Raw genomic sequence first — 17,709 nt, 5'->3', positions numbered from 1 at the left:
TCAAAGTGCGTCAAAATGCGTCAAATCGCATGTCCCCTCTTCGCCCCGCCGCGCCAGTCCTCATGCGCCTTCGGCCATGGTGCAAATTTGAGTCAAAAGAGCCCTATATAGCGGGCAGGTGTGGAGGGGGGACAACTGCGCGCGCCGGGCCGAAATGGGCTTTTTTCTTGCTTATGATGCAACATCAATCGTCGGGACGTGAAAAAGCCGCCTCGTGGGCGGCTTGTGCGGTGGCTGGGGCGCTCTGGCGCGGCTGGGCTGCGCGGCCCCGCCCTGCCCGCTATCGCGGCGTGGCGCTCATCCTGCGCGGCCGGCGCGCGCCTTGGCCGCCTGCTCCTTCTCGTAATCGTCGCGGCAGTCCACGTTGCAGAACAGCAGCACGGGCGCCAGCGCCTCGTCGCAGTAGTGGCAGCAGCCGTGCGGCGCCAGGGCCGGCCGGCGGCGCACGGCGGCCAGGCCACGCGCCACCTCGGCGAAGATGATCTTGTCGGTGTTGTCGATGTGATCGCTCATGCTGCGCCCTCCCCGCCCGTGGCCAGGTCATACGGGGCGAAGCGCACCACTTCCACTCCCGCCCATTCGTTGATCGCCATGAACTGCGCCTGCAGCGGCACCAGCTCGTTACGCGCGAAGACGCGCGCGGCCGGTTCCACCGCGCCGAAGCCGCCGGCATTGTTCGGCAAGATGCCCATGAGCTGCGGCGGCACGCGGTGCGCGGCAAGCTGATCGTCGCGCGTGACGCTCTTGATGTTGAAAAACTCGTCCTTGGCGGCCACGTCGGACACGGGCAGAATCTGGATACCGTCCTTCTTGCCGTTCGGCGCGTACATGAACAGGTTGCGGAAGTTGCCCGGCCCCTTGCTGTCGCGCATGGCCTGGCGCAGGTTGTCCACGTCCTGCGTGTTGGCGGCGGCGTCCGTCATGTAGAACACGAAGCCCGCATGCGAGCCGTTCTTGTAGTACTTGCGGCGGAACAGGGTGGCCGCCTCGTTGAGCCAGGCCGATTGCAAGGCGCTCAGGTACTGCGGCACGCCGTACAGCTCTTGGTTCACGTCCGGCTCCATCAGGTGGAAGACGCGGCCTTTGTCGAACTGGTGCACGGCCTGGTAGCCGTTCACGAAAAAATACGTGTCCAGGTCGACGCCGCGCCGCATGTACTTGGCCAGCGCATGCTGGTACGCCAGCGCCTTGCCGCTGCGGCTGGGGCGGTCTTCCAGGTAGGCATTGCCGAAGGTCAGATAGTCCAGGGCCATGCGCTTGAATCCATCGCGCGACAGGTATTTCGTCGGCATCAAGGTGGAGGTCAGCACGTTGGCCTTGAAGTGGATGGCGCTGCTGTGGTGCACGCCGGCGTTGAATGACTTGGCCAAGCCGGCCAGGTTGACGGGCGGCTCGTACCAGTGGCCATTCTTCCAGCATTCGAAGCAATCGAGAATATCGGCGTGCTCGAGCACGGGCGTCGGGTCGCCAAAGGAAAACGCCTCGATGCCGGCGGCGGCCGGCGCCGTGGCCTTGGCCGCTGTTGATGGTGCGCTTCCGGCCTGGCGGCCGCGCGCGCGCAAGTGTCGTGCTTTGCTCAAGAATAAATCTCCATGAAAGAGTGGTGGTTGTCGGTCGTGCCTTCGAAGGGCTCGTGATCGAGGGCGTGCATGCAGGCCCACGCCAGATCGGCATGGCCGGTTTCATCGCTGCGGCCGGCGACATAGGTCACGTGCCGCCCGCTGGGGGTCAGGGTCTTGTGGATGGCCATGAAGGACTGCGCGATGTCGGTCCAGCCGGCGTCGAATTCCAGCCGGCCCTTGCTGATGATGTTTTTGGCTTTCAGCACCATGCGGGTTTTGACTTCGGGCGAGTAGTTCAGCGGCGTGACGGCCGGGAAGAAGCCGCGCACGATAGGCAGCACGCCAATGCCCATGCCAGTCGTGTCGATGCCGATGTACTCGACGTTGTAGCGCTGGGTCATCTGGCGGATGGCGTCGGCGTGATCCTCAAAGCTCTGCCCGCGCCACTGGTGGCGCTCCAAGATGCGGAACTTGCCGCCGGCCGTCATGGGCGGCGCCAGCACCACGCAACCGGCGCTGTCGCCGTTCAAGGCCGGGTCGTAGCCGATCCACACTGGCCGGTTGCCGAACGGACGCAGGCCCAGCAAGGGTTTGTAGTCGTCCCACTCGACCCAGGAATCGACCATGCAGCGCTGCAGCTCGGCCAGCGGGAAGACGCTGGTCGAGTCGTCGATAAAGTTGCACATCAGCAGGTTGTCGAACTGGTCCGGGCTGTATTCGAAGTTCCGCAGCTCGTCGATGTCGAACAGGTTGCAGCCGCCGCGCTCGGCATCCAGGATCGTGACAATCTGGCGCCAGATCTTGTCCTCGCCGGTAAAACCCGACGAGAGGCGGCCATGGCTGACGTCGATATTGACCTGGTCCGCCTTGGCGCGGCGCTTGTTGAACAGCTCACCCGTCCAGAACGGATAGGCCTGATGCGTGGTCGAGGATGGCGTCGAAAAATACGTCTTGCGCCATTTCTTGTGGATGGCCATGCCCGAGGCCACCTTGTTGAGCTCCTGGAAGTTCTGCGTCCAGAAAAATTCGTCAAAGTAGAAATTGCCGTGGTAGCCCTGCGCCGTGCGCGCATTGGTGCCCAGGAAGTACAGATGCGCGCCGTTCGGCAGCACGATGGGGTCGCCCGTCAGCTCGATGCCGGCCGCCTCGCGCGCGAATTGCACGATGTATTGCTTGAAGACGTGCGCCTGGCTCTTGGAGGCGGACAGGAAAATCTGATTGCGGCCCGTCGCCATAGCGTCGGCCAGCGCCTCGCGCGCGAAGTACCAGGTGGCGCCGATCTGGCGCGACTTGAGGATGGCGCGCGTGCGCTGGTCGCCGTTGCGGAACCAGACCTTTTGATAGTCGAAGAGCGAATCCTGGAAGGCGTCAAGCAGCTGAATGCGCTGCTCGTCGCTGAAGTCGTTGCGCGTCGGCTTCTTCTTCGGGCCAGCATTGCGGTTCGCCAACTTGGGATTGAGATCGACCTCGTTGCCGCCAGGCTGCTCATAGCGGCGCACGCGGGCCATCTGCACGATAGTGCGCGCCAGCAGGTCGATTTCCTTGTAGTCGCTGCCGCTCTTGACCTCTTTTTCGATCAGTTTCACCAGGCGCAGCTCGGCCGACGCCTCGACGTGCTCGATGGCCTGGGCCTTGTCCCATTCGTCGCGCTCTTTCCAGCTATTGATCGTGCTGCGCTTGATCCCCAGGTGGCGGGCGATGGACGAAATGCGCCAGCCCTTCCAGTACAGGGCACGCGCGGCACGGCGCGGCTCGGATTCGGGCACAGCCAGTTCGGCGATTATTTCTTCGGGTTTTTGTTCAATGGCTAGCATGCCGCCAGCGTAGGCCGCGCGCGCGCGGAGCGGGGAAAGGCAAAAGTCGCTATGGCCCATAGCAACCCGCGCCACATTGAATCGCAGCGCCAAGACGTTGACCATGGCGTTATCCGATCAACCGAGAGCGCCACCATGCCTAAATCCCAATTCTTCCGCGTCGCCACCGAAGGCGCCACCACGGACGGCCGCAACATCGACCGCGCCACCATCGAGCAGATCGCCGCGACCTACAACCCGAAAACTTATGGCGCCCGCATCTGGCTGGAGCACATTCGCGGCATCCTGCCCGACAGCCAGTTCAAAGCCTACGGCGACGTAATCGCCGTCAAGGCCGAAGAGGTAGACACCGATAGCGGCAAGAAACTGGCCCTGTTCGCGCAGATTGAACCGACGCCAGAGCTGGTCGCCATCAACAAGGCGAAACAGAAGCTCTATACCAGCCTGGAAATCCAGCCCGACTTTGCCGACTCGTCGCAGCCCTACCTGGTCGGCCTGGGCGTCACCGACAGCCCCGCCAGCCTGGGCACCGAAGCGCTGAAATTTTCCGCAGGCCGCAAGCAGCAAAGCGCCAACCTGTTCACCTCCGCCGTCGAGGTGACGCTGGAATTTGACGAGCCGCAGGGCATCAAGCTGGCCGATGCCGTGAAAAACCTGCTGTCGCGCTTCTCCAATAAATCCGGCACCGACGCCGCGCAGTTCGCCGACATCAGCGAAGCGGTGCAGGCGCTGGCCGGCCACGTCGTCACCGCCAACGACAACTACGCGGACGCCATGACGCGCCTGGAAAAAACCGAAACAGCATTGAAGGCCACGCAGGACGAGCTGGCCGCCTTCAAGGCGCAGATGGACGAGGCGCCCGGCAACGGCCCGCGCCGCCCGGCCGCCACCGGCAACGACGGCGCCGTGCAGACCGAGTTCTAAGCGCGCGCCATCCACCAATACCCCATTCAACAACGGAGCACTGATTTATGAAAAAGCAAACGCGCCAGGTATTTGGCCAGTACGAAACCCGCCTGGGCCAACTGAACGACACGGACAATGTGGCCAAGACGTTCAGCGTCACGCCCAGCGTGCAGCAAAAGCTGGAAACGAAGATGCAGGAGTCGAGCGAGTTCCTGTCGAAGGTCAACATCATCGGCGTGACCGAGCAGGAAGGCGAAAAGCTGGGCCTGGGCGTCTCCGGCCCGATTGCGGGTCGCACCAACACCAAGGACAAGGAACGCAAGACGCGCGACCTGTCCACCCTGGACGGCACCAAGTACCGCTGCGAACAGACCAACTTCGACACGCATCTGAACTATGCCAAGCTGGACGCCTGGGCCAAGTTCCCCGACTTCCAGTCGCGCGTGGCCAATGCCATTTTGACGCGCCAGGCGCTGGATCGCATCGTCATCGGCTTCAATGGCGTGAAAGCCATGGCCGACACCGACCTGGATGCCAATCCGCTGCTGCAGGACGTGAATAAAGGCTGGCTGCAGCACCTGCGTGAGCTGGCGCCCGAGCGCGTGCTGGGCCTGGTCGCCAACGGCATGCCGGGCAAGGTCATCATCGGCGACGTAGACGGCGCCGACTATGCCAACCTGGACGCGGCCGTCACGGATGCCGTCAACCTGCTGGACCCGTGGTATCAGGAAGACACCAATCTGGTGGCCATCGTCGGGCGCAAGCTCTTGAACGACAAGTATTTCCCACTGGTCAACACCAAGCAGGCGCCCACGGAAACCCTGGCGGCCGACATCATCATCAGCCAGAAACGCATCGGCGGCTTGCCGGCGGCGCGCGTGCCCTTCTTCCCAGATAACGCCATCCTCATCACGCGTTTCGACAATCTGTCGATCTACTTCCAGGAAGGCGCGCGCCGCCGCCGCGTGGTGGACGAGCCCAAGCGCGACCGCATCGAAAACTACGAGTCGTCGAATGACGCCTACGTGATCGAAGACCTGGGCCTGGCCGCGCTGGTGGAAAACATCGAGCTGAAAGACAAGTGATGGCGAATATCTCCCCTGCCCTGCGCCACCGCGCGCGCATGCTGGCCGAGCGCACGGCCGGCGCCGCCGCGCCGCAGGGCGTCACCACCGGCACGGCCTACGAGCTGATGCTTTATAAATTGTCCGACGACCGGCGCCGACTGAAGGCTATCCAGTCCGTCGAGCGCAAGATCGAAGTCAAGGCGACCTTGCTGCCGGATTACGCGCAATGGATCGACGGCGTGCTGGCCGGCGGCAAGGGCGCGCAGGATGACGTCTTCGCCACCCTGCTGGTGTGGCACATCGACACAGGCGAGTATGCGCGCGCCCTGGTCATGGCCGAATACGCGCTGGCGCACAAGTTCACCCTGCCAGATGGCTACAGCCGCGACATCGCCACCCTGATGCTGGACGAGTTTGCCGAAGGCTACTTGCACGGCAAGCTGGCCGCCGATCCACAGCACGCCGCCCAGGTGCTGGGCGCCGTCGAAGTACTGACGGCCGCCAGCGACGCGCCGGACCAGGCGCGCGCCAAGCTGCACAAGGCCATCGGCCTGGCCATGATCGCCGTGCTGGACCAAGCCGACGATACGGACATCGCCCCGGCGCTGGTGGCGCAGGCGGAAACGGCCATGGGCCAGTTGAAACGCGCCCGCGCCCTGTCGGAGTCCTGCGGCGTCAAGAAAGATATGGAACGGCTGGAACGGCGCCTCAAGCGCGCGGCCGGTTCCACGTAAAGAGCATCCCCCGCAGCACGGCGGCACGGGGGGATTCTGGCCAAACCAGCGGCCTGATGAGCCCCGTCCACCGCCCACTTTTTGAAAGCGCCCCGTATGTCCTTCATGGCCCTGCCCCCGTCCATCCCGCCCGGCACCGCCCCGGTGCCGGCGCCCTCCCCCGGCGTGATCGAGAACGATGGCTGGTTTCCCGACATCCTGCTCACCGATATGCGCGACGCCATGCGCCTGGACGGCACCGTCACCGACGCGCGCCTGGTGCAGGCCGTGGTCGATGCCATCCTGCAGGTCAACCGCGAGCTGGCCGAGTGGCAGGGCAAGCAGGCCGCTGCCGGTATCGCCTCCCTGGTGGACGTGCCGGCCACGCGTATCAACCGCGAGTCCCGCTTGCTGGCGCAGTACCGGCGCGCCGTCTACAGCACGGCGAAGGCCGACCTGATCGAGCGTTACCGCGACTACGACAGCACGGCCACGTCCGTCAGCGACAAGAAAAGCATGGAATGGCTGGACGAGGCTCCCGGTGCGCAGCGGCGCAATGCGCAATGGGCCATCGCCGATATGGTCGGCCGTACGCATCTGACCGTGGAACTGATCTGATGCAGGTGCGCACGCGGCAGCACGACACGGTAGACGCCCTGGTGTGGCGCTACCTGGGCGACGGCGCGGGATACGTCGAGCAAACCCTGGAAAGGAATCCCGCGCTGGCGCACCACGGCGCCGTGCTGCCGGCCGGCCTGGTCGTCACCCTGCCCGAGCCGGTGCCCAGCACGGCGCAGGTCGCGGACATCGTGCAGCTATGGGATTAACGCACGAATCAACCTTTTTACCCTTATGAAAAATCTCTCACCCCTCTCACCGGAGAATCAAGCAATGTCCGCAGAATCGTTTGGTGGTTTCGCCACCCTGGTCAAACTGTACGGCTTCAAGGCGGCGCTGGGCATGGTCGGCGCGGCCATGCTGTACATCGTGCTGCCGCCGCTGAACAGCGACGGCACCTTCAACAAGGGCGAATTCGTTGCCCGCCTGGCCTGCGCGGGCGTGTTCTCGTGCCTGCTGGGCGGCACCGCGTACCAGCTGCTGTGCGCCCAGCTCCCCGCCATCGGCGCCATGGTCAACGCCTCCGCCATCGACTTGATCGTGGGCGCGCCCGGCTGGTGGGTATCGCGCGCCGTGGCCCTGTGGTTCCAGCGCCGCAGCGACAAGGACATCGCCGAGCTGGTCAAGGACGCGAAGGAGCATTGATGGCCACCATGGACAATCCCCTGATCGCACGCGTCATCGACGCCATCCTGCGTGCCGAAGGCGGCTATGTGAATGACCCGCAGGACAAAGGCGGCGAAACCAATTACGGCATCACCGTGGCCGTGGCACGCGCCAACGGCTACACGGGACCGATGCGCGACCTGCCCGAGGCCGTGGCCCGCGCCATCTACACGGCCCGCTACATCACGGAACCCAAGTTCGACCGTGTGCTGGCGATCCACGCCGGCATCGGCGCCGAGCTGATCGACACGGGCGTGAACATGGGGCCGCACCGCGCGGCCGAGTTCCTGCAGCGCTGGCTGAACGGGTTCAATGACACGGGCGCGCGTTACCCCACCCTGTTTGTCGATGGCCGCCTGGGCGATATCTCGCTGGGCGCGCTGGCTACCTTCCTGAAATGGCGCGGCCAGGATGGCGCCACCGTGTTGCTGCGCGCCCTGAACGGCTTGCAGGCGGCGCGTTACCTGGAAATCACGGAGGCCAACAAGACCCAGCGCCGTTTCCTGTTCGGCTGGATCAAGGAACGGGTGGCCATGTGAGCACCACCACCTGGCGCCCGCTGGCGGCTTTTCTCCTGTGCGGCGCCCTCGCGGGCTGGGCGGCGCAGGGCTGGCGCAAGGACACTGCCATTGCCGAACTGCAGCGGCAGGTGGCCACCAGCAAGACCGCCGCCGCCACCGCACTGGCCCAGGCCACCGCCCGCGTGCTCACCCTGGAGCGTGCCGCCGGCGCCACCCTAGCGCAGCACGCCGACCACCTCAACCAGGAGCAAATCCATGCGAAAACTGAACGTGACCGTTTTAACGATGACGTGCGCAGCGGCACTGTGCGCCTGTCAATTCCCGTCGCCAGCGGCCACTGCGCCGCAACTACTGATACCGCCGCTGCCGCAGGCCATCAGCACCAAGCGCGCGCCGAAGTTGACCCAGCGACTGCGGCAGCTCTTGACGCCATTGCCGGCGACGGCGACGACGCCACCCGCCAGCTGAACGCCTGCATCGACGCCTACAACACCGTGCGAGACACCTACCATGTACAAACCGAATAGCCTGCGCCAGCACCTGGCCGCCGCGATTCCCCAGCTGCTGCGCGACCCCGATCGCCTGCTCGTCTTCTCCGACGAGGGCAACGTGGTGGCCAGTGCCACCGCCTCGCTGTCCTTCGAGTACCGCTTCAAACTCAACCTGATCGTCACCGATTACGCGGGCGACGCCGATGCCATCATGGTGGCCCTGATCGCCTGGCTCAAAGTCCACCAGCTCGACCTGATGGCCAACGAAGAAACGCGCAAGCACGGCATCGCCTTCGAAGTCGATTTTAATAACCATGAGACGGTCGATATTTCCATCAAGCTGAACCTGACCGAGCGCGTGGCCGTCAAGACCGGCGAGGCGGGCCGCCTGGACATCAAGCACCTGGCCGAGATACAGCACATGCCGGCCTACGCAGACGAGTTCTGGAAGCTGTATGACGGCGAGACGCTGCTGGCCGAATGGCGCACGCCCGAGGCGACTGCATGAGTGGCGACCTGCACGCGCTAGAAGCCTGGGCCGGCGCCCTGCTGGCCAAGCTGCAGCCAGCCCAGCGCCGCGCCATCAATCACAAGGTGGCCATCGACCTGCGTCGCAGCCAGGCGCAGCGCATCAAGGCGCAGCAGGGACCGGATGGCGCAGCCTATCCGGCACGCAAGCGGCGCAAGGAATTCAAGGGGAAGAATGGGCGGATCAAGCGGCAGAAGGCAGCGATGTTCGCCAGGATTCGCACTGCCAAACACCTGAAAGTAAAGGCGACTGGCGACCAGATCGAAGTCGGGTTCTTTGGCTGGGTGGCACGCGTGGCGCATGTGCATCAATTTGGCCAACCAGACCGCCTGTCAAAAAAAGGACAGATGTACAAGTACCCGGAGCGGCCGCTATTGGGAACAAACGAGGCGGATCGGACGTTGATACGCGAATCGCTGCTGCGTCACATGGAAAAAAACTAAGATGCTTCAATGCAATCATCAACTGACATTAGTTATCAAATGAGTTAGAGTTGTGTGGCATTGATCGCGACCACCGCCATTCGACTGTTCAAACCAGATAGCAAAAGGATATTTATTATCTATGCTCACCTTAACTTTCCCCCAAGTACACGCCTATATACGTGACGATTTTCATACTGGGCTACTCCCACTGAGATTCCTAAAAGACAATAAAATAATTTTAGTTATAAAAGCGCCGAAAGAAATGCTTTTAGCCGCAAAAATGAGGAAAGAATTTAGGATACACGTTGTACCAATTATGGAAAATGGAGCTAATGGATTTTCTCTCATAAGTGCATTCTATGACACAGATGCCGATCCACTTACCATCACAACACCTTTATTTGCAGAACTAAATACTGAACTTCTTCAAGAAATCCTTTTAACCGACGAAGTTGATGTATATTTTTTCGATGAAAATAGCGTCGAATATTTTGGATATCAAGCGAAAATTCAGTCTGTTGACGCAATTAGAAAAATTATTGCGGAGGCCAAATTCATAGAAATCAGCATAAATTCCGCAAAAAAAATAATTGAAAAGACAAACAATTGGTACATCCATAGGACAAATAGTGAAGACGCAATGGCAATAACAATAAAACTTGAAAACCCATTATACCCAGATGATCTTGTCATATTAGATGCTAGACCATCCAGCTCTCGCTATATATCTGATAGTGAAGTCTCAATTAACCAACTGGAAAGAGTTGAACCTGGTGCCTACCAGGAACGAGATATAGCGACGGTATTTTCTAGAATCTTCCCCGCTCATCGCATCTACCTAAATCCTTTGCGATGTGAAGACCGTGAAGAAATTGCCGACATTCTAATTATCGGTCAAGATCACATTCTTTTCGTCCAAGCAAAAGATAGCCCGAACACAGAGAAGGTTTTGCAAAATACAATTCAAAGAAAAAAATTAACGGCGGAAAAACACTTAGATAAAGCACTACGCCAGATGGAAGGTGCAATTAAGTACTCCCTTAGAACATATAAGCTAGATTTCCTAATAGGAGATCGTAAATTTTCAGTTCCTATAGATAAAAATAAAGTATATGGCCTCGTAATAATGAAAGAGCTATTTCTTGATGAGTATAAGAAATACACTGACGAAACAATGAAAATATGTGAATCCACCGAAAGGCCAACCATACTATTAGAATATAACGAACTCCATTCTTACACCATGAATCTCACTGATGAAGACAACCTCTTTGGCGCTTTTGACAAGGTTTTTTCTATTGGAAAAGAAAGCAAGATATTTCCTCGCCTTAGATTTGGTTTAGCGGTTAAAGATTAAATTCCAATTCAACAATCCTATTTTTAAATGACGAAATCAATTGGATTTTCAAGGCAGTCTAATTGAGGTGTTGGAAACAATAAGAGTCACTAAGTTTCATATCAACCCGCCCCCGCGTGCATCCGCACGCGGACTTCGGCAACATGCATTGCATGAACGCCGACCAGTCCGACCTCCTCCGCTTGCTGCAAAACCTGATCCGCCTGGGCACCATCGCCGAGGTCGACGGGGCCAAGGCGCGCGTGCGGCTCGGACCAACACTCACCACGGAATGGCTGAAATGGGCCACACGGCGCGCCGGCAGCACCCGCACCTGGTCAACGCCCACCATCGGCGAACAGGTGATCGTCTTTTCTCCCGGCGGCGACCTGACGCGCGGCATCATCCTGCCGGCGCTGTACTCGCAGGCGTTTGACGCGCCCGAAACCAGCCCCACCGTCCACACCACGCACTACCCCGACGGCGCCGTGGTCCAGTACGACCATGCGGCCCACGCCCTGACGGCCAATCTGCCCGGCGGCACGGCCACCATCACCGCCGACAAGGTGACGTCGAACGCACCGAGCACCATTTGCACGGGCGACCTGACCGTCATGAAAAACCTGATCGTCATGCAATCGGCCACCGTCAACGGCGCCACCGCCCTGAATGGCGGCGTGAACGCCAAGGCCGGTGCCGCTGGCGGCGTGGCCATGGCCGTGCAAGGGACAATAAAAGCGACCGATGACGTGCTGGCCGGCGCCATCAGCCTGGCCAGGCATCCGCACGGCGGCGTCAAACAAGGCGAAGACCAATCGGGCGGGCCGCAATCATGATGGGCATGCACGCCGCCACCGGGCGCAGCCTGACGGGCCTGGGCCACCTGCGCCAGTCGGTCACTGACATTCTCACCACGCCCATGGGTTCGCGCATCCGGCGCCGCCGCTATGGCTCCGAGGTGCCCGAGCTGATCGACCAGCCCCTGAACAGCGCCACGCAGTTGCGCATTTACGCGGCCACCGCCTTTGCCCTGCGCCGCTGGGAACCGCGTTTGCAGCTCGCCAGCGTACAGCTCACGCGCGACACGGACGGCGCCATGGCGCTGCTGCTCGATGGCACGGCGAATGGCCAGGGCATCACCCTGTCCGTGCCCGTCAAGCAAGGGGGCGCCGTATGAGCACGCCCATCGACCTGGCCCAGTTGCCCGCGCCCAGCGTGGTGGAGGTCCTGGACTTTGAGTCCATCCTCGCCACACGCAAAGCCCACTTGGTGAGCCTACTGCCGGAAGCCGAGCGCGCGGCCGTCACGGCCCTGCTGGAACTCGAATCGGAGCCGGCCACCAAGCTGCTGGAAGAGAACGCGTATCAGGAAACCATCCTGCGCAACCGCGTCAACGAGGCCGGCAAGGCCGTCATGCTGGCGTTTGCCCTCGATGGCGACCTGGACCAGCTGGGCGCCAACGTCAACGTGGCGCGCCTGGTCATCACGCCGGCCAATCCCAACGCCCTGCCGCCCGTGGCCGCCGTCATGGAAGACAACGACGCCTACCGCCTGCGCATCCAGGAAGCGCCGGATGGCCTGTCCGTGGCCGGCCCGAAGGCGTCGTATGAATTCCATGCGCGCAGCAGCGACGGCCGCGTCAAGGACGCGAGCGCCACCAGCCCCGCGCCCGCGCACGTCACCGTCACCGTGCTGGCCAACAACGACACGGGCATCGCCGACGCCGCGCTGCTGGCCATCTTGGCGCGCGCGCTCAACGCCGAGGAAGTGCGCCCCCTGGGCGACCGCCTGAGCGTGCAGGCCGCCCAGGTTATCGATTACCAGATCGAGGCCACCTTGTTTATCGGCGTCGGCCCGGAAGTGCCGATTCTGCTGGACGCCGCGCACGCCAACGCCGTGCGCGTGTCGCAGCCGCGCCGCCCGCTGGGGCATAGCATTTATCGATCCGCCTGCAGCGCTGCCGTGCACGTCGAAGGCGTGCGCAAGGTCGTCTTGACCAGCCCGGCGGCCGATATCGAACTGAACGCCACCCAGGCCGCGCGCTGCACGGCCATCAAGCTCAATGTGGTGGTGCTCGATGAATAGCTTTGTGCCCACCCTGCCGCCCAACACCACGGCGCTGGAACGCGCCATTGCCGTGGCCTGCGCCGAGCTGGTCAACGTGCCCGTGCCGCTGCGCGACCTGTGGAACGCCGACCGCTGCCCGGTCAACTTGCTGCCGTTCCTGGCTTGGGCCTGCTCCGTCGACCGCTGGGATGACAGCTGGCCCGAATCGATCAAGCGCGGGGCTATCAAGGCGGCCTATTTCATCCACAAGCACAAGGGCACGATTGCCGCCGTGCGCCGCGTGGTGGAATCTCTGGGCTATTTGATCCGCATCACCGAATGGTGGCAAACCACGCCATCCGGCGTACCGGGCACTTTTCGCCTCGACGTTGGCGTGCTGGACACGGGCATCACCGATGCCATGTTTCAGGAAATGGAACGGTTGATTGCCGACGCCAAGCCCGTCAGCCGCCATATGACGGGTCTGGCCATTTATCTGGAAAGTCGCGGCAGCATCTACGCGGGCGCTTGCGCGTACCACGGCGACGCCATGACCGTGTATCCGTGGATCGCGAAAACCATCGAAGTGCGCGGCACGCTGTTGCAAGCCGGCGCATCCCATACCATCGACACCCTGACCATCTATCCATGAGCACATATTTCGCCATTCTCACCGAAGTGGGCGAGGCCAAGCTGGCCAACGCCATCGCCCTGGGCCAAACCCTGAAACTGAAAAGCCTGGCCGTGGGCGACGGCAACGGCAATCTGCCCATGCCCGTGCGTACGCAAAAGGCACTGGTGCGCGAGGTGCGCCGCGCCGGCCTGAACCAGTTGACCGTCGATCCGGCCAACGCCAGCCAGATCATCGTCGAGCAAGTCTTGCCCGAGGACGTGGGCGGCTGGTGGATACGCGAGATCGGTATCTTCGACGAGGCCGGCGATCTGTGCGCGGTGGCCAACTGCCCGCCCAGCTACAAGCCCCTGATGGCCGAAGGCAGCGGGCGCACGCAAGTGGTGCGCATCGTGCTGATCGTCGCCAGCACGGCCGCCATTGAGCTGAAAATCGACCCGGCCATCATCCTGGCCACGCGCAAATACGTCGATGACCAGGACATTACCGTGCGCGCCTACAGCGACACGCAACTGGCCAAACACCTGGCCGCTGCCGACCCGCACCCGTTGCTGGCCAAGGTCACCTACGTCGATCAGCAGGACACCAGTGCACGCACCTACGGCGACCAGCAACTGGCCAAGCACCAGGCTGACGCCGACCCGCACCCGCTGCTGGCCAAAGTCGCCTATGTCGACCAACAGGACACCAGTGCGCGTACCTATGGCGATCAGCAACTGGCCAAGCACCAGGCCGCTGACGATCCCCATCCACTGTTGGCCAAGCGCAGCCACATGGATCAACAGGACAGGGCCGTCATGGACTACGCAGACGCGCAACTGGCCAAGCACCAGGCTGCCGCCGACCCGCACCCGCTCCTGGCGAAAGTCGCTTATGTCGATCAGCAAGACACCAGCGCACGCACCTACGGCGACCAGCAACTGGCCAAGCATCTGGCCGCTGACGATCCCCATCCACTGTTGGCCAAGCGCAGCCATATGGATCAACAGGACAAGGCCGTCATCGACTATGCAGACGCGCAACTGGCCAAGCACGCAGCGGCTGCTGATCCGCATCCGCAATACAGCATGAAGGAGGTGGCGACGCCACCAAAATTTGACGCATCGAACAAGTTGGTCAATGCCGATTTTGTGCAGCGCGCGCAAGGCAACATGGTGCGCTATTCCCACGTACTGGAGAGCCGCACGCTCATCGCTGAGGATATGGGCTGCGCCCTGTACTTCCCGTACCCGGGCAAGACTCTCACCATTCCCGATCCAGCATCGCTGGGCATTCCCCCCAACTCTGGCAAGTGCGTCCGGTTCTTCGGTGTCGCCTATAGCGGCACCATCCTTGCCGCGCCCGGTGTCGTCATTGGATTTGATGTGGGCAGTGTGCAAAACATCACGATCAAGCCGGGGCAATACCTGACCCTCATGGAGACCGGCCCCAACGCCTGGCAAGTCATCGAATCGACCGCCGAGCTGTGGCGCAATGCGGACTTTGCATCCAAGCTGCTGCCCGAAGGCGATCTGAAACTGCCGGGTGACTTCATCATGCAATGGGGTTCCGTGACGGCAGGGCCGGCTGGCACGCGCGTGGCTTTTCAGTTTGCTTTTCCAAAGGAATGCCTGCGCGTCTTCCTCACCGTATCGAACGGCAACTACCCTGGCTATGTCAGCTCGGACTCTCCCACCATTACCGGATTTAACGCCTATGCCGCCGCAGATGCCTCCGCCAATTTCCTTGCCATCGGAAAATAACATGACGATGCTTTATTCCAACAAGGTCCGTGGTTTCTTTCCGGCCAACATGCAAGCCGTGTATGAAGCGGCCGGCACCTGGCCGGCCGATGGGGTCGAGGTCACGCCCGAGGATGAAGCCAAGCTGCGCGCGGCAATTACCGCCGGCGCGACCATCCGTAAAAAATCCGGCGGCAAGTGGGACATCAGCGCACCGCCGCCGCCACCGTTTTCCGTGCTGGCCGCACCGTACCTGGCCAGCGTGCGCCAAACGCGCGACGCCATCCTCAACCGCCTGGCCGGCATCGGCTTTGCCGCCATGGCCGACGGCGACGCGGAGACCGTGCAAGCCATCGCGGCGGCGCGCGCCGGCCTGCTTGACATCACCATCTACCCGACGGTTGCCTCCGCGCGCGATCTGGACGAGCTGCAAGTGGCCGTCAACGCTGAATTCGCACGCATCGCCGCCACCCTGTCCGGCGAGGCGCGGCGCGCCTTCGATGATGCCGACACGGCAGCACCCCAGTAACGTCTTTTCACCACTCACCAGGAGAGCCCTATGGCCACCGACTACCACCATGGCGTGCGCGTCATTGAAATCAACGAAGGTTCGCGCCCCATCCGCACCGTGTCCACCGCCGTGCTGGGCCTGATCGCCACGGCAGACGATGCCGACCCGGCCGCTTTCCCGCTCGACACGCCCGTGCTCGTCACCAACGTGCTGGCCGCCATGGGCAAGGCCGGCAAGACGGGCACCCTGTACCGCAGCTTGGCGGCCATCGCCGCGCAGACCAAACCCTTGACGGTCGTGGTGCGCGTGGCCGAAGGCGAGACGGAAGCGGAAACCACCACCAACGCGGTGGGCGGTGTATCGCCTGACGGCAAGTACCTGGGCGCCAAGGCGCTGCTGGCAGCGCAAAGCAAGCTGGGCGTGAAACCGCGCATCCTGGGCGCGCCGGGGCTGGATACCCAGGCCGTCACCAATGCCCTGGCGAGCGTGGCGCAGCGCCTGCGCGGCTTCGTCTACGCGTCGGCCTATGGCTGCGCCACCGTCACCGCCGCCACCACCTATCGCGGCCAGTTCGGCCAGCGCGAAGTGATGGTCATCTGGCCCGATTTTGTGAACTGGGATACCGCCATCGATGCCGAGGCCAGTATGTCCGCCGTCGCTTACGCCATGGGCCTGCGCGCCAAAATCGACGAGGAAACGGGCTGGCACAAGACCTTGTCGAACGTGGTCGTCAACGGCCCGACCGGCATCACCAAGGACGTGTTTTTCGACTTGCAAGACCCGGCCACCGATGCCGGCGTGCTCAACGCCAAGGAAGTGACCACCCTGATTAACATGAGCGGCTACCGCTTCTGGGGTTCGCGCACCTGCGAGGAGCCGGGCGGCTTCTTCTATTTCGAAAGCTACACGCGCACGGCCCAGGTGCTGGCCGATACCATCGCCGAGGCACATTTCGCCTACGTCGATGTGCCCTTGCATCCGTCCCTGGTGCGCGATCTGCTGGAAAGCATCAATGCCAAGTTCCGCGACCTGAAATTGCAGGGCTACATCATCGACGGCCATGCCTGGTATGACGAGCAATACAACGACAAGACGGCGCTGAAAGACGGCAAGCTGGCCATCGACTACGACTACACGCCCGTGCCGCCGCTGGAAAACCTGAAATTCCAGCAGCGCATCACCGACCGCTACCTGGCCGACTTCGCCTCGCGCATCGCCGCATAGTCGTACCGGCGTCACCATCACCACCCTGCCCGCGCCTGCGCGGGCGCATTGAGCTACTGGAGAACTTATGGGCCTGCCCCGCAAACTGAAAAATTTCAACCTGTTCCAGGACGGTATGTCCTTCATGGGCATGGTGCCCGAAGTCACCTTGCCCAAGCTGAGCCGCAAGATGGAAGAGTACCGAGCCGGCGGCATGAGCGGCCCCGTGTCCGTGGACTTCGGCAACGAGGCGCTGTCGCTGGAATGGAGCGCCGGCGGTCTGATCGTGGAAGCCTTGAAGCGATACGGTGTGCACGCGCACGGCGCCGTGCAACTGCGCTTTGCCGGCGCCTACCAGGAAGACGATGAGGGCACCGTCGCCGCCGTCGAGGTCGTCGTGCGCGGCCGCTACAAGGAAATCGATATGGGCGGCGCCAAGATGGGCGACGACACCACCCATAAGTACACGATGGCCTGCAGCTATTACAAGCTGCTGATCGACGGCGCGACCGTCATCGAACTGGACTTCATGAGCGGCACCGAGAACTTCGGCGGCGGCGACACCAATGCGGCCATCCGCAAGGCCATCGGCCTGTAATCCCCCTTTTACTTACCACAACACCACAAGGACAACACCATGCACAACGATACCCAAAACAGCGCCATCATCGAACTGGACGACCCGATCAAACGCGGCGACACCTTCATCACCTCGCTGACCGTGCGCAAGCCCAAGGCGGGTGCCCTGCGCGGTATTTCCCTGATCGAGCTGGCCAACCTGAACGTGTCGGCCCTGCAGATCGTGCTGCCGCGCATCACCGAGCCGACCTTGACCGCGCACGACATCGCCAACATGGACCCGGCCGACCTGCTGGCCGTGGGCGTCGAGGTTGCCAGTTTTTTGGCGAGCAAAGTAGATCGCCTTTCGGTATCCCCGGCGAAGTAGAAG

The 17,709-nt window shown here is 62.1% G+C and carries 23 protein-coding genes; 20 read left to right on the top strand and 3 right to left on the bottom strand.

Annotation, left to right across the window (positions count from 1 at the left end; all coding sequences use genetic code 11):
- Positions 1-297: 297 nt before the first annotated feature.
- The 3 genes from AC1RJW_RS01965 to AC1RJW_RS01955 are packed head-to-tail and all read right to left on the bottom strand — an operon-like array spanning position 298 to position 3,376.
- Positions 298-513: a hypothetical protein gene (locus AC1RJW_RS01965; protein ID WP_493043021.1), complete on the bottom strand. Its 216-nt coding sequence runs from the start codon at positions 511-513 to the stop codon at positions 298-300.
- Positions 510-1,580: a phage portal protein gene (locus AC1RJW_RS01960; RefSeq protein WP_493043019.1), complete on the bottom strand. Its 1,071-nt coding sequence runs from the start codon at positions 1,578-1,580 to the stop codon at positions 510-512. The genes AC1RJW_RS01965 and AC1RJW_RS01960 overlap by 4 nt, the downstream gene beginning before the upstream one ends.
- Positions 1,577-3,376 (bottom strand): terminase ATPase subunit family protein, encoded by a 1,800-nt coding sequence (locus AC1RJW_RS01955; RefSeq protein ID WP_493043017.1) that lies wholly within the window; start codon positions 3,374-3,376, stop codon positions 1,577-1,579. Before AC1RJW_RS01955 ends, AC1RJW_RS01960 begins: the two co-directional genes overlap by 4 nt.
- Positions 3,377-3,511: 135 nt before the next feature.
- On the opposite strand from AC1RJW_RS01955, the gene AC1RJW_RS01950 reads away from it, so the two are divergent.
- The 20 genes from AC1RJW_RS01950 (at position 3,512) to AC1RJW_RS01855 (ending at position 17,706) form a co-directional block, all read left to right on the top strand.
- Entirely contained in the window at positions 3,512-4,300 is a 789-nt protein-coding gene (locus AC1RJW_RS01950; protein WP_493043014.1) for a GPO family capsid scaffolding protein, read from the top strand.
- A gap of 47 nt (positions 4,301-4,347) precedes the next feature.
- Positions 4,348-5,367, top strand: a complete 1,020-nt coding sequence (locus AC1RJW_RS01945) for a phage major capsid protein, P2 family (protein WP_493043013.1) — start codon at positions 4,348-4,350, stop codon at positions 5,365-5,367.
- Positions 5,367-6,083, top strand: coding sequence for a phage terminase small subunit (gene gpM / locus AC1RJW_RS01940; RefSeq protein WP_493043012.1), 717 nt, complete (start codon positions 5,367-5,369; stop codon positions 6,081-6,083). The genes AC1RJW_RS01945 and gpM overlap by 1 nt, the downstream gene beginning before the upstream one ends.
- A gap of 96 nt (positions 6,084-6,179) precedes the next feature.
- Complete coding sequence (locus AC1RJW_RS01935) at positions 6,180-6,680, top strand: head completion/stabilization protein (protein ID WP_493043011.1); 501 nt, start codon at positions 6,180-6,182, stop codon at positions 6,678-6,680.
- Positions 6,680-6,889, top strand: coding sequence for a tail protein X (locus tag AC1RJW_RS01930; RefSeq protein ID WP_493043009.1), 210 nt, complete (start codon positions 6,680-6,682; stop codon positions 6,887-6,889). Before AC1RJW_RS01935 ends, AC1RJW_RS01930 begins: the two co-directional genes overlap by 1 nt.
- A 64-nt stretch (positions 6,890-6,953) precedes the next feature.
- Entirely contained in the window at positions 6,954-7,325 is a 372-nt protein-coding gene (locus AC1RJW_RS01925) for a hypothetical protein (RefSeq protein WP_099388137.1), read from the top strand.
- A complete protein-coding gene (locus tag AC1RJW_RS01920) occupies positions 7,325-7,885 on the top strand; it encodes a glycoside hydrolase family 108 protein (RefSeq protein WP_493043006.1) in 561 nt (186 codons plus the stop codon). The genes AC1RJW_RS01925 and AC1RJW_RS01920 overlap by 1 nt, the downstream gene beginning before the upstream one ends.
- Positions 7,882-8,394 carry a lysis system i-spanin subunit Rz gene (locus AC1RJW_RS01915; RefSeq protein ID WP_493043005.1) on the top strand — a complete coding sequence of 171 codons (513 nt, stop codon included), beginning with the start codon at positions 7,882-7,884 and terminating at the stop codon, positions 8,392-8,394. Before AC1RJW_RS01920 ends, AC1RJW_RS01915 begins: the two co-directional genes overlap by 4 nt.
- Positions 8,378-8,866, top strand: a complete 489-nt coding sequence (locus AC1RJW_RS01910; protein ID WP_493043003.1) for a phage tail protein — start codon at positions 8,378-8,380, stop codon at positions 8,864-8,866. The genes AC1RJW_RS01915 and AC1RJW_RS01910 overlap by 17 nt, the downstream gene beginning before the upstream one ends.
- Positions 8,863-9,330: a phage virion morphogenesis protein gene (locus tag AC1RJW_RS01905; protein ID WP_493043001.1), complete on the top strand. Its 468-nt coding sequence runs from the start codon at positions 8,863-8,865 to the stop codon at positions 9,328-9,330. The genes AC1RJW_RS01910 and AC1RJW_RS01905 overlap by 4 nt, the downstream gene beginning before the upstream one ends.
- 121 nt (positions 9,331-9,451) lie before the next feature.
- The gene (locus AC1RJW_RS01900) at positions 9,452-10,669 is read left to right on the top strand and encodes a hypothetical protein (protein ID WP_493042999.1); all 1,218 of its coding nucleotides are present in this window, start codon (positions 9,452-9,454) and stop codon (positions 10,667-10,669) included.
- Between the two features lie 152 nt (positions 10,670-10,821).
- Positions 10,822-11,484 (top strand): phage baseplate assembly protein V, encoded by a 663-nt coding sequence (locus AC1RJW_RS01895; protein WP_493042997.1) that lies wholly within the window; start codon positions 10,822-10,824, stop codon positions 11,482-11,484.
- Positions 11,481-11,825 carry a GPW/gp25 family protein gene (locus tag AC1RJW_RS01890; RefSeq protein ID WP_493042995.1) on the top strand — a complete coding sequence of 115 codons (345 nt, stop codon included), beginning with the start codon at positions 11,481-11,483 and terminating at the stop codon, positions 11,823-11,825. Before AC1RJW_RS01895 ends, AC1RJW_RS01890 begins: the two co-directional genes overlap by 4 nt.
- Entirely contained in the window at positions 11,822-12,733 is a 912-nt protein-coding gene (locus tag AC1RJW_RS01885; protein ID WP_493042994.1) for a baseplate assembly protein, read from the top strand. The genes AC1RJW_RS01890 and AC1RJW_RS01885 overlap by 4 nt, the downstream gene beginning before the upstream one ends.
- A complete protein-coding gene (locus AC1RJW_RS01880) occupies positions 12,726-13,346 on the top strand; it encodes a phage tail protein I (protein WP_493042992.1) in 621 nt (206 codons plus the stop codon). Before AC1RJW_RS01885 ends, AC1RJW_RS01880 begins: the two co-directional genes overlap by 8 nt.
- Positions 13,343-15,067, top strand: a complete 1,725-nt coding sequence (locus AC1RJW_RS01875; RefSeq protein WP_493042990.1) for a phage tail protein — start codon at positions 13,343-13,345, stop codon at positions 15,065-15,067. The genes AC1RJW_RS01880 and AC1RJW_RS01875 overlap by 4 nt, the downstream gene beginning before the upstream one ends.
- A 1-nt stretch (position 15,068) precedes the next feature.
- On the top strand, positions 15,069-15,575 hold the full coding sequence (locus AC1RJW_RS01870; protein WP_493042989.1) for a hypothetical protein: 507 nt from the start codon (positions 15,069-15,071) through the stop codon (positions 15,573-15,575).
- Positions 15,576-15,605: 30 nt separating this feature from the next.
- On the top strand, positions 15,606-16,781 hold the full coding sequence (locus AC1RJW_RS01865) for a phage tail sheath protein (RefSeq protein WP_493042987.1): 1,176 nt from the start codon (positions 15,606-15,608) through the stop codon (positions 16,779-16,781).
- Positions 16,782-16,848: 67 nt separating this feature from the next.
- Positions 16,849-17,358: a phage major tail tube protein gene (locus AC1RJW_RS01860; protein ID WP_493042985.1), complete on the top strand. Its 510-nt coding sequence runs from the start codon at positions 16,849-16,851 to the stop codon at positions 17,356-17,358.
- A 39-nt stretch (positions 17,359-17,397) separates the two neighbouring features.
- Entirely contained in the window at positions 17,398-17,706 is a 309-nt protein-coding gene (locus tag AC1RJW_RS01855) for a phage tail assembly protein (RefSeq protein WP_493042983.1), read from the top strand.
- Positions 17,707-17,709: the final 3 nt, after the last annotated feature.

The organism is Janthinobacterium sp. GW822-FHT07A03 (assembly GCF_058798815.1).
The sequence above is the reverse complement of the archived record's forward strand: the minus strand, read 5'-3'. Positions and strand labels throughout refer to the sequence as shown.

Coding starts and splice junctions, on each gene's coding strand:
- AC1RJW_RS01965 (WP_493043021.1), bottom strand. CDS start 513: ATGAGCGATCACATCGACAACACCGACAAGATCATCTTCGCCGAGGTG.
- AC1RJW_RS01955 (WP_493043017.1), bottom strand. CDS start 3,376: ATGCTAGCCATTGAACAAAAACCCGAAGAAATAATCGCCGAACTGGCT.
- AC1RJW_RS01950 (WP_493043014.1), top strand. CDS start 3,512: ATGCCTAAATCCCAATTCTTCCGCGTCGCCACCGAAGGCGCCACCACG.
- AC1RJW_RS01945 (WP_493043013.1), top strand. CDS start 4,348: ATGAAAAAGCAAACGCGCCAGGTATTTGGCCAGTACGAAACCCGCCTG.
- gpM (WP_493043012.1), top strand. CDS start 5,367: ATGGCGAATATCTCCCCTGCCCTGCGCCACCGCGCGCGCATGCTGGCC.
- AC1RJW_RS01935 (WP_493043011.1), top strand. CDS start 6,180: ATGTCCTTCATGGCCCTGCCCCCGTCCATCCCGCCCGGCACCGCCCCG.
- AC1RJW_RS01930 (WP_493043009.1), top strand. CDS start 6,680: ATGCAGGTGCGCACGCGGCAGCACGACACGGTAGACGCCCTGGTGTGG.
- AC1RJW_RS01925 (WP_099388137.1), top strand. CDS start 6,954: ATGTCCGCAGAATCGTTTGGTGGTTTCGCCACCCTGGTCAAACTGTAC.
- AC1RJW_RS01920 (WP_493043006.1), top strand. CDS start 7,325: ATGGCCACCATGGACAATCCCCTGATCGCACGCGTCATCGACGCCATC.
- AC1RJW_RS01910 (WP_493043003.1), top strand. CDS start 8,378: ATGTACAAACCGAATAGCCTGCGCCAGCACCTGGCCGCCGCGATTCCC.
- AC1RJW_RS01905 (WP_493043001.1), top strand. CDS start 8,863: ATGAGTGGCGACCTGCACGCGCTAGAAGCCTGGGCCGGCGCCCTGCTG.
- AC1RJW_RS01900 (WP_493042999.1), top strand. CDS start 9,452: ATGCTCACCTTAACTTTCCCCCAAGTACACGCCTATATACGTGACGAT.
- AC1RJW_RS01895 (WP_493042997.1), top strand. CDS start 10,822: ATGAACGCCGACCAGTCCGACCTCCTCCGCTTGCTGCAAAACCTGATC.
- AC1RJW_RS01890 (WP_493042995.1), top strand. CDS start 11,481: ATGATGGGCATGCACGCCGCCACCGGGCGCAGCCTGACGGGCCTGGGC.
- AC1RJW_RS01885 (WP_493042994.1), top strand. CDS start 11,822: ATGAGCACGCCCATCGACCTGGCCCAGTTGCCCGCGCCCAGCGTGGTG.
- AC1RJW_RS01880 (WP_493042992.1), top strand. CDS start 12,726: ATGAATAGCTTTGTGCCCACCCTGCCGCCCAACACCACGGCGCTGGAA.
- AC1RJW_RS01875 (WP_493042990.1), top strand. CDS start 13,343: ATGAGCACATATTTCGCCATTCTCACCGAAGTGGGCGAGGCCAAGCTG.
- AC1RJW_RS01870 (WP_493042989.1), top strand. CDS start 15,069: ATGACGATGCTTTATTCCAACAAGGTCCGTGGTTTCTTTCCGGCCAAC.
- AC1RJW_RS01865 (WP_493042987.1), top strand. CDS start 15,606: ATGGCCACCGACTACCACCATGGCGTGCGCGTCATTGAAATCAACGAA.
- AC1RJW_RS01860 (WP_493042985.1), top strand. CDS start 16,849: ATGGGCCTGCCCCGCAAACTGAAAAATTTCAACCTGTTCCAGGACGGT.
- AC1RJW_RS01855 (WP_493042983.1), top strand. CDS start 17,398: ATGCACAACGATACCCAAAACAGCGCCATCATCGAACTGGACGACCCG.